This window comes from Bacillus sp. FSL K6-0069, from assembly GCF_038007785.1.
Lineage (GTDB): Bacteria > Bacillota > Bacilli > Bacillales > Bacillaceae_G > Bacillus_A > Bacillus_A mobilis.
In genome coordinates, this window is record NZ_JBBOXN010000001.1 from 2,884,890 (window position 1) to 2,898,007 (window position 13,118).

16 protein-coding genes are annotated in these 13,118 nt (G+C 35.4%); 5 read left to right on the forward strand and 11 right to left on the reverse strand.

The annotated features are described in order from the left end of the window. Genes MHB74_RS14790 through MHB74_RS14800 form a run of 3 tightly spaced genes read right to left on the reverse strand, consistent with a single transcriptional unit; the run spans position 1 to position 1,835 of the window. A complete protein-coding gene (locus tag MHB74_RS14790; RefSeq protein ID WP_061676927.1) occupies positions 1-891 on the reverse strand; it encodes an AraC family transcriptional regulator in 891 nt (296 codons plus the stop codon). A gap of 48 nt (positions 892-939) precedes the next feature. Beyond that, positions 940-1,410 carry a GNAT family N-acetyltransferase gene (locus MHB74_RS14795; protein ID WP_061676928.1) on the reverse strand — a complete coding sequence of 157 codons (471 nt, stop codon included), beginning with the start codon at positions 1,408-1,410 and terminating at the stop codon, positions 940-942. Positions 1,411-1,427: 17 nt separating this feature from the next. Further along, positions 1,428-1,835, reverse strand: coding sequence for a DUF3980 domain-containing protein (locus MHB74_RS14800; RefSeq protein WP_061676929.1), 408 nt, complete (start codon positions 1,833-1,835; stop codon positions 1,428-1,430). A 96-nt stretch (positions 1,836-1,931) separates the two neighbouring features. Here MHB74_RS14800 and MHB74_RS14805 point away from each other — a divergent pair, with 96 nt between their 5' ends. Then, positions 1,932-2,384, forward strand: a complete 453-nt coding sequence (locus MHB74_RS14805; RefSeq protein ID WP_061676930.1) for an NUDIX hydrolase — start codon at positions 1,932-1,934, stop codon at positions 2,382-2,384. A gap of 33 nt (positions 2,385-2,417) precedes the next feature. Here the strand turns inward: MHB74_RS14805 and MHB74_RS14810 are convergent, their stop codons facing one another. Next, positions 2,418-3,329: a DMT family transporter gene (locus MHB74_RS14810; RefSeq protein WP_061676931.1), complete on the reverse strand. Its 912-nt coding sequence runs from the start codon at positions 3,327-3,329 to the stop codon at positions 2,418-2,420. Positions 3,330-3,453: 124 nt separating this feature from the next. On the opposite strand from MHB74_RS14810, the gene pdxR reads away from it, so the two are divergent. Together pdxR and MHB74_RS14820 are read left to right on the forward strand one after the other, a co-directional pair. After that, positions 3,454-4,896 (forward strand): MocR-like pyridoxine biosynthesis transcription factor PdxR, encoded by a 1,443-nt coding sequence (gene pdxR / locus MHB74_RS14815; protein WP_061676932.1) that lies wholly within the window; start codon positions 3,454-3,456, stop codon positions 4,894-4,896. An 81-nt stretch (positions 4,897-4,977) separates the two neighbouring features. After that, positions 4,978-5,418 (forward strand): YaiI/YqxD family protein, encoded by a 441-nt coding sequence (locus MHB74_RS14820; RefSeq protein WP_061676933.1) that lies wholly within the window; start codon positions 4,978-4,980, stop codon positions 5,416-5,418. A gap of 85 nt (positions 5,419-5,503) precedes the next feature. On the opposite strand, the gene MHB74_RS14825 is transcribed toward MHB74_RS14820, so the two are convergent. Next, positions 5,504-5,818 (reverse strand): DUF3892 domain-containing protein, encoded by a 315-nt coding sequence (locus MHB74_RS14825; RefSeq protein WP_061676934.1) that lies wholly within the window; start codon positions 5,816-5,818, stop codon positions 5,504-5,506. 244 nt (positions 5,819-6,062) lie between these two features. On the opposite strand from MHB74_RS14825, the gene MHB74_RS14830 reads away from it, so the two are divergent. Continuing rightward, positions 6,063-6,935 carry a hypothetical protein gene (locus tag MHB74_RS14830; RefSeq protein ID WP_061676935.1) on the forward strand — a complete coding sequence of 291 codons (873 nt, stop codon included), beginning with the start codon at positions 6,063-6,065 and terminating at the stop codon, positions 6,933-6,935. Between the two features lie 119 nt (positions 6,936-7,054). Here MHB74_RS14830 and MHB74_RS14835 read toward each other — a convergent pair whose 3' ends face one another. The 5 genes from MHB74_RS14835 to MHB74_RS14855 form a co-directional block, all read right to left on the reverse strand. Then, positions 7,055-7,879 (reverse strand): DUF2785 domain-containing protein, encoded by an 825-nt coding sequence (locus MHB74_RS14835; RefSeq protein WP_061676936.1) that lies wholly within the window; start codon positions 7,877-7,879, stop codon positions 7,055-7,057. A 128-nt stretch (positions 7,880-8,007) separates the two neighbouring features. Further along, positions 8,008-8,679, reverse strand: coding sequence for an AAA family ATPase (locus MHB74_RS14840; RefSeq protein WP_061676937.1), 672 nt, complete (start codon positions 8,677-8,679; stop codon positions 8,008-8,010). Between the two features lie 174 nt (positions 8,680-8,853). Beyond that, positions 8,854-9,597: a metallophosphoesterase family protein gene (locus tag MHB74_RS14845; protein ID WP_061676938.1), complete on the reverse strand. Its 744-nt coding sequence runs from the start codon at positions 9,595-9,597 to the stop codon at positions 8,854-8,856. Positions 9,598-9,610: 13 nt separating this feature from the next. Beyond that, on the reverse strand, positions 9,611-10,549 hold the full coding sequence (locus tag MHB74_RS14850; RefSeq protein WP_061676939.1) for an aminoglycoside phosphotransferase family protein: 939 nt from the start codon (positions 10,547-10,549) through the stop codon (positions 9,611-9,613). A 14-nt stretch (positions 10,550-10,563) separates the two neighbouring features. After that, positions 10,564-11,361, reverse strand: coding sequence for a VOC family protein (locus MHB74_RS14855; RefSeq protein WP_061676940.1), 798 nt, complete (start codon positions 11,359-11,361; stop codon positions 10,564-10,566). Between the two features lie 97 nt (positions 11,362-11,458). On the opposite strand from MHB74_RS14855, the gene MHB74_RS14860 reads away from it, so the two are divergent. Then, on the forward strand, positions 11,459-12,469 hold the full coding sequence (locus MHB74_RS14860; protein ID WP_061676941.1) for a sulfite exporter TauE/SafE family protein: 1,011 nt from the start codon (positions 11,459-11,461) through the stop codon (positions 12,467-12,469). Positions 12,470-12,508: 39 nt separating this feature from the next. Here the strand turns inward: MHB74_RS14860 and MHB74_RS14865 are convergent, their stop codons facing one another. Further along, on the reverse strand, positions 12,509-12,958 hold the full coding sequence (locus MHB74_RS14865) for a GNAT family N-acetyltransferase (RefSeq protein WP_061676942.1): 450 nt from the start codon (positions 12,956-12,958) through the stop codon (positions 12,509-12,511). Positions 12,959-13,118: the final 160 nt, after the last annotated feature.

Here is a 13,118-nt window from a genome sequence, read left to right on the forward strand (position 1 = left end):
TTAAAAAGGTTCGATAGGTACATATATATCAACTATATGTTTATTTTCCGGGTGCTGCCTTGGGTCATTTTTATACATTTCGAAAGGATACGAATCTCTCGGCTTATATCCGCTATTGGGAAGCCACTCACCGTATAAGAAATCCCATGCTCCTTTATATTCATCTTGGAATATTTCAAAATGACCTACCGCATACTTTCCAGAAGGTATTACCATGATTCCAATATCGCTCGTTTCAACTGCGGACCCATCCGGAATTGTTATACATAAACTAGTTCTTAAATGATTGTCCACAGTAAATTCATGATGATCGTGGTAAATGGTTAATACTTTCGTATCCTCAAATACATGATAGTTTTCCTCCGCTGCGTAATGAAATAATTTCTCTATCATTTTTGGAAAAGCTATCGTTAACTCTTCATATGTACCGATATGTCTTATGTATGCGACGTGTATATCGTCCGCTGATGCAGTTTCAACATTTCCTCGAACCTTCTTACACTCATTGTATTGAGAAGTTCCGCTTACGTCTTTGCAATTCTTGCTATTGTCGTTTCGATATTGCGACGGACTTACTCCGTAATGACTTTTAAATGTGCGGGAGAAAACTGCCGAATCTGTAAAACCAAAATGGTAAGCGATATCCGTAATCGTCATATCTGTGCGATATGTAAGTAGATTTGTTGCCCTTTCTAACTTTAATCGGTTTACATACCGTGATAATGGCTCGTCTACTATACCTTTAAAAATACGATGAAAATGAAACTTTGAAAATCCTGCTACATCCGCTAACTCTTCAATTGAAAGTGGATTATCTATGTTTGATTCTATATAATCTTGCACTTTATAAATGCGTCTTAAGTACTCATTTCTACTTTGTTTACTCTCCATATTTTTATCTCCTCACAACAAAAAGGCTAACGTTAAGCTAGCCTACTTTTACACATTTTTCAAAAACAAAACTCTACTACCGCCGTTCCCATCATAATTTGTATGTACCGATACTCCCTCTATCTCATCATCCCCGGCATCAATTCGAAAACCGATTTCTTGATGAAACTGTATCGACTTTTTATTAGTTGGTGACGTAATTGCTTTTACAACTTTACGGTTATTTTCACGAGCGGCATCAAAAAAATAAGAATACAATGTCGATGCGATTCCTCTTCTTCTATACTTCGGATTTACACCGATAAAATGAACGTATGCTTCATCTTTATATGTTTGTGAGAAAAATCCACATAAGAAACCTAACGTTTCGCCATCTTCTTCAATGATAAAACTCGTTTCTTGAAAGTGGACGAAGAACAATTTTGGCAACATAGCAGCCATATCTCTTCCGCCCCACCAATCATTTAAAACAGAATGAATCTTTACATAATCTTCCCCTTGGATGTTTCTTACTCGCATATATTTCTCCCTCTCGCTCACTTCATTTTTTCATATATTTTAATGACTGTTTCTACTAAAAGGATGAATACCCAAATCCCGCAAAATACAAGAACAGACTGGAATAAAGAACCTAACATAACAATACTTATTAAACCTAATTCTGGGCCTGAAATGGACATTTCATCAAATCCTATATTATGTATAAATGGACCGGTTGAAAAAGTCATAAAAATTGATCCTATTAAATAAATTACACTCATTATTTTTAATATTTTTATAGAAAGATACGAAGTTTGTTCTTGCTCCACTTGTGATAATTCGATTTCCCCGCTCGCAATTCCTTTTTGCAAACAGTCCTCACATAAAAATTCTTCCTTTATTTTTTTACCCCCATGTATTGTACCCGTTATTTCTTTACATCTTGAACATTTTCGATTTATCATGCTGTTACCACTCCAATCTATTAAGATTATACTTATATAATTCTGCTTTTACCTTAATATCCCTTTTATGTATTTTATAGAGAAAGGTCGTATTTTATGATTTCGAAACTCACATTTGGCTCGAAAAAACGTACTGTTCATTATGTATTAAGACCTAGTTGTTATGCGATTATTTTCCTTTCATCTTCTTCAATGATTGCCGTTATCCAAAAAGGAGATCGTTACTTTTTACCTGGTGGGGGTATGGAAGGTGATGAAACAAAAGATGCATGTTTGCACCGTGAACTACTAGAGGAATTAGGATGGGTAATTGAAATTGATCAGTATATCGGTAATGCGGCACGAGATTTTTATGCAGAGAAAGAAGATACATATTATTTAAACGATGGGTTCTTTTATATTGCGAACATGGTGCAAAAACAAACTGAAAATTGTGAGGAGGATCATGTTTTACGATGGATGTCTCCTTTACTTGCTATAGAGCTTCTCCTTCATGATCATCAAAAATGGGCCGTTCAACAAGCACTTGTATTACGAAATAAAAAATGAGCTCCTTCTATATGAAAGAGCTCATTTTTACTGTTAACTGACTTTTTTCAAATTGAGAGCAGGCTTTTTGATTCCGCCTTTTTTTACAACATATAAGCCGATGAAGATAATAAGTCCGCCAACGAGTTGCATCATATTAATTTGCTCTCCAATTGTTACCGCCGCAAAGATAACCGCGAACAATGGTACGAGATACATATAAACCATTACTTTCGTTGAGCCTATTTGACTAATACCGACATACCACATTGCTAGTCCGAAGATGGTCGCAAAGATGATTGAATATGCAAGTGATCCCCAGCTTGGCGTATCTACTGGCCATGTTAAAGAATTTACATTGAATAAACAGTATATAACTAGCGGTACAATTCCAATTAAAGTAGACCATGATGTGACTCTCATTGCGGAGTATTTTGTAATAAGAGGTTGCGCTAAAATTGGATACCATCCCCACGCAATCGCTGCGACTAATCCAATTACATTTCCAAGCCACGCATATTCATAAGTAGCTCCTCCTGTATGTCCTGTTAATAGAACGAATGCTGCACCAATAAACGCTATTATTGAACCACTTTGTACTTTCATCGAAAAACGTTCTTGTTTGTGTAATACTGCTAATATCCCTGTAAAAATAGGTGACATTGCAATTAATAATGAGGCGTTCGTTGCTGAAGTATATTTCACAGATAGCATAAACATCGTTTGATACATCGCCGTACCAACGATACCGACTGCTACTAATCGTAACCAATCTTTTCTTTCAATACGTAATGAGCGTTCCATCATAAATGTAATAAGTAATAATACCGGTGATGCTACTAAAAATCGTAAACTATTAAATTGAATGGATGACATATATGCCACGCCATACTTTCCTATTGTATAATTTGCTCCCCATACTAATGCAACTGATACTAGGAGCCATTCCATTTGCCATCTTTTCATCCGAATCTCCCCTTCCATATTTAGCATAGTAAAATTGGCTGGATATAACACCGTCCAATTGGCTGTTTTTTTACCCAGCCAATTTGTTATACTTGATGTAGTTAAGAGATACGGAGGCATTTGTATGGAATGGAAGCTAGATAACGACAGTAAAATCCCAATTTATCAGCAAGTTGTTGACTTTATTGAAAAACGTATTACATACGGAGAACTTCCACCTGGTAGCTTCCTCCCTTCCGAACGGAAATTAGCTACACAGTTAAATGTAAACCGAAGTACAGTAACGACTGCTTATAATGAACTACGCGCTATGGGAATTATAGAAAGTACGACTGGTAAAGGTACACGTGTAAGTACACATATGTGGGGCGTTTCTCCAACATTAACGCCGAACTGGAGAAATTTCGTAGAAGGTGGTACGTTTTTACCAAACTTACCGTTACTTCGCCATATTCGTGCGGAAGTACAACAAAATGAGAACATCATTGATTTCGCAAACGGGGAGCTCGGTTGTAACCTCTATCCGCACGATCAACTACAAACGATTTTACGAGAACAACCGTTAACGCATTCATTAAGTTACGATCATCCGCAAGGGTATCTCCCGCTAAGACAAGCGGTCGTAAAATATATGAAAGAACATTTAAAAGTTGAAGCGACTGAACAATCCATTATGATTACTTCCGGCGCACAGCAAGCACTTCACCTCATCGTTCAATGTTTATTAAATCCAGGTGATGCGGTCGCTTTCGAAAGTCCTTCACACTGTTATTCCTTACCGTTATTCCAATCAGCAGGTATTCGTATTTTCCCGTTACCTGTCGATGAACACGGTATTAATCCAGATGATGTGCAAGAATTATACAGAAAGCATCGGATTAAAATGATCTTTTTAAATCCAAACTTCCAAAATCCTACGGGAACAATGCTGCATCCAAACCGCAGAAAAAAACTGTTATCACTTTGCGCAGATTTACGAATTGCGATTGTGGAAGATGATCCGTCCAGTTTACTTACGCTAGAAAAGAAACAACCTTGCCCGACTTTAAAATCAATAGATGAAAATGGGACAGTCATTTATGTACATTCCTTATCAAAAATGATTGCACCAGGCTTACGAGTTGGCTGGCTTGTCGCCCCGCAGTCTGTAGTCGAAAGGTTATCCGACGCAAGGCACCAAATGGAATTAGGTATGAGCATTTTCCCGCAGTGGCTTATGCAACAATTTTTCGAAACTGTACCATTTCAGTCTCATATCGTACCGTTACGAAAACAATTAGCAGAAAAAAGAGACGTTATCGTTCGCGCCCTAAACGAGCAACTTCACGATAAAATCTCTTTTTCAAATCCGACTGGTGGTATATACATATGGGGAAAATTAAACGAACCGATAAACGAAAAACAACTTATTATGCAAAGTTTAAAACAAGAAATCGCATTTATGCCCGGTAGTATTTTCGGTGCGAAAGATGGTTATATTCGTTTATCTTATGGAAAAGTGAATATTGATCAAATTGAGGAAGGTATTTCTCGTTTGCGAGAAGCTATTTTAGTTTGTGGAAAATAACATGAGATAAAGCTTTCTCGTTTGACAAAAGAAAAATCTACCATTATCATCAACACGAACCTAGTTTTAGGAGTGATAAATATGAAGATTTACGTTGATGCAGATGCTTGCCCTGTAAAAGATATGATTATTTTTGAGGCTACGAATGCAGAAATCCCTGTAACCCTCGTTACTAGCTTTTCTCATTACTCTAATGCGGAGCAACCAAAAGGTGTAGAAACAATTTATGTTGATTCTGGAGCAGATGCTGCGGATTACCGCATAATGCAGTTAGCAAAAAAAGAAGATTTAATCGTAACACAAGATTACGGTCTTGCTTCGCTCGCTTTAGCAAAAGGCTGTATCGTTCTACACCATAAAGGCTATAAGTATACGAATGAAAATATTGACCAACTATTACAAACACGATATTTAAGTGCAATGGTTCGAAAAAGCGGTAAGCGTACAAAGGGACCGAAACCATTTACAGCAGAAGATAAAGAGAAATTTCGAGCACTCTTTAAAAGTATGATTGCACAATAAAAATGAACCTTCTATTTGTAGGGAAAGCTTTATAAAAAAAGAAGAGAATATTGGAATGAACATTCTCTTCTTGAGGTTTACCCGTTTAAAAAGATGGTAAATTATCTAAGTTATTTTCTTTTATTCCATCCGGTTCACTACGTATAATATCCCTACCATACTTATGAAATACGTCCACATGAGCTAACTTCCCTAATTTCGCTTCACTAAGAGCCATAATATAATCTAACTCTCTTCCGCTACTTGTTTTAAACGCTATTAAATCACCATCATCATTTTTACGAACAGCAACAATTTGTTCTGCTCCTGAATTGACCTCATGGTCTACTTTAAATTGAGCTTGCTCTTCTCCTTGATGTAAGTAATCATTGTAAACTTTTTCAAAGTCTTTTTCGTCCATAACATTCACCTCCAACACATTTTATTAGTATGGTTGGGAGGTTTTTGTTTTATGTACTTTTTTATTACCATAACAAGACTTTACTACTCCAAATACATAATACAGATCATAATTTTAGCCTAATATACATTTACTTTATAAATCCTTTACTTCTTAATTTAAGGTAATTTTAAGTGTTAATATTTTCCTGAAAACTTTATAATTTATTATATCGAGACGAAATATGAAATGGAGAATGATTCAGGTGAATATAAATATTTATCGTTTAACTGATATTTGTTTAGAGTATCAGCAATCTAGATTTTATGTTACTAGAATCCCTAAAGATTTCTTATCAATTGCCCAAAAACGTTTTTCTATCCCAACGGAAGATCAAATTATTGCTTTTTTAAGTTGTAATTTATTTGGATCAGGTAAGTATGGTGTTTACTTTACGAGTTCAGGTTTATACTGGAAAAATTGGTTATTAGGTAAAGGAAGTTTGAAATGGGATCAATTAAATGAAGTGCAACAAATTGAAATTGATAAAGATGGTTTCTTATCTTTTGATGCACAAAAAAGTTTCAATATTAACGGGAGTGATTATCCCCCACTATTATTTAAAGAATTACTCATAGCTCTAACGAATTCATTCCAAACTTCAAAACAACATGATATACATCCAGTTATAGAAATTAATGAGATACAATCAATTTGCTCTTTATTTGAAACGTACAATGAATTATTAGAACCTGATAATGGATTATTTGTAGACACTCATATTTCAGACAAAAAATTAAAAGCAATTGAGGCACGGTTTATCGTTCCAAAAGAAGAACAGATCATCGCTTTTTTAGATACATCTGTTCTTGGGAATATGGGGAAAGGATCTGATGGCGTATTAATTTGTCAATCAGGTATATATTTTAGAGAAACTTTTGTACACTTATATTTCCCTTGGCATATCTTTAGAAATATCCCTATTACTTTAACTTCAAATGAATTTGAAATTGGAAAAGGAAATATATTTCATCTTCTACATGCTAGAATGGCTAGTCAAGATATTCTATTATTCATCAAGAATTTAAAACAGTATGTCAATAGTTTATATGAAAAGCATCCACAATTACATATTTAATACACTCGTGTATAGTTAAGTCTAAAATTTCAATTCAACTAAAAAACCGATTATTTTTGTAGAGGGCCTACAGGTATAATCGGTTTTTTACGCTTATTCTTTTCTTTTATTCCTCTTTTTTAATACCTACTCAAACCCTTCAAAGTCTCCAATATATCATCAGTAAAGGCTGTACTTCCCTCTGCCTCTAAAACTCTGAAATAAAAACTTCTTAGGAAAGTTCTAATATTTTGTACTAAAATAGCATGCTGCGGATGTCGGATGTCTTCCACAGTTGCTATGCTATGCAGCCAATTGCTCCACTCTTCTCCAGTTAAAATATTTTGGTTACGTAACGACATAATTGGCGTTACTAATCTCTCATCTTCAAAGTGCACATATACGTAATCACTTAATCGAACCTTCTGGCGAACAGCAGCTAGTATTGCATATGAAAACTCACGATTTTGTATTGTACGTGCTAACGCATCGAGTGCATCCGCTGCATGTGCAGTAGAGTGTGCCCAGCCTTTTCCTTCTACGTAACCTCTTACATCTTCTTCTAAATATACATATTCCAACACTTGTTCTGCCACACTGTACAGTTGCTCTTCAGATAACAGTGGTTCTCTTTCATGAACAGATAAAATAAGTGGCGGAATTAATACGGAGAATGCACGTTTAAATACAGAGTCTGTGCCCTTTTCACCAATTTTATAAAATAAATAATCAGGACTAATCGCTTGTAACATTAATCCTCGTAACTCTTTTTGTCTAAATACATCATTTGTAATCCATGTGTGAAGCGTACTATAAATTAAATCATCACGTAATTCAGCATCAGGTGATCCGATATAATCTAGCATCCACTGCGCATATGGATATGCATCTACGTCTTCTGGTACAGCATAATTATTATTTTTAATTTGTAGTAGTTCTTCTTTTAGTTCTAGTACTTCATTCATTAGATTTCCTGTCCCCTTTGTACTTTATTAACGGTCTTATCCCCTGTTGTTTATTTCATAAAATTAATTTGATTATACAAGAATTATAACAACAAATATAAGGCTATACATATATTTCTGATTATGTATTACGTTCTTTCACGAAATATAACTCCTGGATTTTCTAAATCACTATTTTTAAATAATACATCCGCACACTCTTTCGGATTATGCTCATCTATATACATTTTACAGGCCGCATGATATCTGTTTAAAAACATTTTCTCTGCTCCTTCATAACTTCCAAAAGCCTCAGTCTCGCGCCTTGCACCACGTTCTCTCGCAATCTCAAAATCTGTATCTACAAAAATTTTATAGTCAAATAAATGTGCAACGTCTTTTTTCAATAGAAACGTTCCATCTACTATTAGTACCATATTGTGCTGGGCCCTTAACGGCTCATTATGTACAGGCATATCCGTTTTTAAATTATGAGAAATTGTTTCATATTGTAAATTCCCGTCTGGTCCTAAAGGCTTTAATAACCTTTCTTTGAAAGCTGTATAATCGTGTGCATCTTCATAATACCCTCTTGCCGATTCTTTTCCTTGCACGTATCGAATTGCTCTCGGATTATGAAAATCGTCGATGCTGGCGCGTGTTACTGGAACTCCGAGCTTTTTCATTTCCTCTGCTAATTCGTTTGCAAATGTTGTTTTTCCTGACGCTGTGATACCGCTTACACCAACTCTTGTTGGATGGGTCAAGTTTAATTTGAAAATATAATCTGCAATTTCTTTGATTCGTTGTTTTCGGTTCATGGTATTTCCTCCCTACATTCAGTTTACATAATATAATTATGCATAACAATCCAAGTCACTATTTGTCGGTAAGTCGATATCCTTTGTCGAATCGTCGATATATCGGAAAAATCGTTGATATATTTTAAGTTATGATAGATATATTTGAAAAATCGTTGATATATTATGATTGGCTTACTTTCCCTTAAACCCTCGATATAAAGCAGTCCGTAACTCTTGTTTGTATTCTTCAATTTCTGGCATTTCGAGTTCTTCTGCTAGCCTGATAGCTAATTCAATATCATACGGTACACGTACAAGTTGTATGGAAAAGCTGGAGGCTTCTTTTTCATTGTAAGTTCCTTCGAATATTAAATAGGAAGCTTGTGTAATTTCAAGTGGATTGCCTACACTACCAGCATTACATAATGTTTTCCCTCTGAAACTTTGAACGAATGCTTGGTGAACGTCACCGTAGCAAACGACATCTGGTTTTCTTTCTCCTTCTATATTCTCTGTGAGCTCACTGTTTTCGAACATACTAACTCGTTCTTCTCTTGAAGCGTGTGGTTGAATTCTTTCATATAAACTTCTCGGTGAAGCGTGGAACATACGGATCAGTTTACCGCTCATATAAAATTCCATTGAAAATGGTAAGCTTCTTAAATAGTCATTTTGTTCTTCCGATAGTTGTTTTTGATGCCATTTTAACGCTTCAAATTCAGTCGGCTTTGTAATGAAATCATCCCAGTTCCCCATTACAACTCCTTCACATTCTTTACGAATGATTTCAATTACTTCACTTGAATGAGGACCTTTTCCAACTAAATCTCCAAGACAAATAATGCGTTCAATTCCTCTTACTTTAATATCTTTCAGTACAGAATCTAATGCCGGAATATTACCGTGAATATCTGAAATTACTGCTATTTTATCCATATGAATCCCTCCATTACTTATAGTTTATTATATCCGTATGTTGTGATTGGTACCATTTTGGAATATAGGACGAAAAATGATTATGATCTTCTAAAATTCCGTTTAATCTTTCCTTCATATCATCTACTAAATGAGGCGTGCTTCGGTTTGTCCATACGATATCCGCTGGGAATGTCATTGCTGCATATAAGGAGTACAGTTTCCAAAAATGAAGCGATGGTTCACCTCCGCAATAACCGTGAACTTGTCCAACCGCAAATGGTTTACTTATTCTTGTCGTAAAAATCGCTACATTATAAAAATCGTGTATTGGATCGCCAAAATCATATCCACCAAAATCGATAACGATAAACTCCTTAATATGAATCATACTATTTGCTGGATGGAAGTCATCGTGTAAAAATGTGATTGGACGATTTTTCAATAATTGTTTATGCTCCCCTACAAATCTTAATACTGGCTTCAAATCAAGGAAATCTATTTCATAGTTTGCTAATGCTTCTACATATCTTTCGTATTTATTCCATCGAACCGTTTCCCATTTATTACTTGCACTTTCTCTTTCAATTGAGTGAATCCTCTTTAATACTTGTCCTGCTTTTCTTCCTGCATGATACTGTTCTTCCACTGATAGCTTCCCTAAACCTTCTTCACCGTTTACACCTTGGATCCATTCAAATACTTGAACACATTTATTTAATTCTTCAAGCTTTATAAAATGAATTAACTTCGGTGTTGGAATATGTAATAACTCTAATTGTTTCATATATGTACATTCTTCTTGTTTACGTTCAAAGTTTACAGCCTCACATACCTTCACAAAATATGTTACTCTGTTTTCTAATTCAATTTTATATTTCTCTTCATGTGAAAAACCTTTTGAAATAGCTGTACACTTTACAATACGAGGCCATTCTAGTTTTCTCTCTATCTCTCTAAGAATTTCCTTCACAACGCTCACCTCTATCAATATATGTACAAACTACCTAGCACTTCATTCTCTCGTTTACTTTCACCTGTAAACTCCACTGCAAATGGATATTCGCCATGATGCTTCAATCGTTCTAGTACTAGCCCTTCTCCAATTGCTTCACAAAACTGCACATGAATGTCACCAAACGCTACACTTTGACATTCCGCATTCCATTCTTCATTTTTCACGACCGGACTTGCATTTAGCGCCATTACTTCTTTCCATTTTTGTACTGTTTCTCGAACATTTTTCACTGCATAATGGATCGTTTCAATTTGTTGTACGTTGTTTTTATGCTCAGTGATAGTTCCTATGTTACGTAAATCGTTTCTTCTTTCTTCATCCGTTTCGTTCCACTGTATAAAGAAAGGCAATTTCGGCCCGTTCTCTTCTTGCTTTACAAATAACATTTTCCACTCTAAAAGGCGGGCATCTTTTCTCATTCGTTTCCCTTCAAATGGTCCTATCGTATGTATTCCATGTTTATTAAACTTAACTGCTAGTTCTTCAATTGCGTCTGTTCGAATTGCGATTTGTAACATACCTTCTCCATCTTGTAATTTCACTACCGTTTCTTGTACTAATGGATTTTCTGCTTTCTTCGCTTTTTCTTCATGCTGAACTGCTAAAAATTCTATATATGATAAATCAAAATAACATAAACTATTCCAAGTACCCCAAGTAGTATGCTCTCCGCCTACTGCAGTATGAAATCCATGCTCCTGCATTTGTTTTGCCGCTTCCTCCGGTGTACCATGTACTGCGTGTACGAGATGATCAAATCGTAACATGTCTTTCTCCCCTTTCTCTCCATCCTTTTATTGTATATTTTATTTTTCTTTCATTCAATTCAAAAACTTTAAAACCTAGTTGATTTATACGATTAATATGTATTATAATAAAACAAATTTAATTATTGCTGATTGGAAAAACCAAAGGCACTTTTCTCATACGGGAAAAGTGTCTTTTTCATTTATTATTACAGGGGGATTATTTATGCAGAAATTAATTGTCTTTGCTATTATCGGATTTTTCGCTCAATTAATCGATGGAGCGCTTGGAATGGCGTACGGGGTAACATCTACCTCGCTTTTATTAATGTTTGGTATTGCACCAGCCGTTGCATCTGCATCAGTTCATTTAGCTGAAGTTGTTACAACTGCCGCTTCTGGTGCATCACACATCAAATTCGGAAACGTGGATAAATATACCGTTTCCAGGCTTACATTACCAGGAGCAATTGGCGCATTTATTGGGGCATGTTTTTTGAGCAATTTACCTGGTGATGTAATTAAACCTTATATTTCCGTATTTTTATTTACTTTAGGGGTTTATATTTTATTACGATTCCTTATTCAAAAACAAATTGTCACTTCAAAAAAACGTATGTCTGCTAAACAGCTTGTTCCGCTTGGCTTATTCGCTGGATTCGTTGATTCAACTGGTGGCGGTGGCTGGGGGCCAATTACAACACCTGTACTTTTGGCAAGAGGAAATGAAGCTAGAAAAGTTATCGGATCTGTAGATACGAGTGAGTTTCCTGTTTCACTCGCTGCAACAATCGGATTTTTCATTTCACTTGGCTGGGAACAAGTAAGTTGGGTTTGGGTATTTTCTCTCATGCTTGGTGGTATCGTTGCGGCACCAATCGCCGCATGGTTAGTACGCATCGTTCCTTCTCATTTACTTGGCGTATTAGTTGGGGGCCTTATAATCTTTACAAACATTCGTACACTGCTTACTACATTTAAAGTGGATCCAACTATTATTTCACTTTCTTACGTGGCAGTCGGTCTTGTCGTTATTATTTCTATTTTCATCGCTGTTCGCAATCATTCCAAGCATTCTAACGCACCGACAGCTGGATATCCGAATGATCAAAAACAAATGCTACCATAATGATAAAAATACCGCCCGATATACTTCGAGCGGTATTTTTTATTTTTCTATTTTCCAATTGATCATCGTTTCTGTAGTGCTAATTCTCTTCATATGTAATTTCTCTAATACACGAATCGAGCTGTTATTTTCAAGAAGTGTCTCTGCAATAATCGTTTCTACCTCTCCTGTTTGAAAAGCCCAATTTATTAGTTCTCTTACAGCTTCTGTCGCATATCCTTTATTCCAATATTTCTCAATAAATCCGTAACCAATTTCTACTATATGTTCCTCATTTGGTTTCCCTTTAAACCCTATATCACCTAGAACGATGTCACCTTCTTTTCGAATGACATACCACGCTCCCCAAGGTAATAAAGCCGCATCTTGTTTTACAGTTTCTACATGCCCTACAATATGTGGACCACTATTAAATCCTTGCTCGTTAGCAACTTGCATACTCTCTTCTGTACACGGCACTATATAGAGCCTTTCTGTTTCTAATTTCATGTTAATTTCCCCTTTTCAATTAAACAATATCTCAATTTTATCAGAAATAAAAAGAATATTCATTCTATTTATCAGATTTATACTTATTCTTTGAAACGAATTTAAGGAATAATCCTATTTTGATAGTTATGTCGAATTATATTTTCAGAATTTTCTTTTA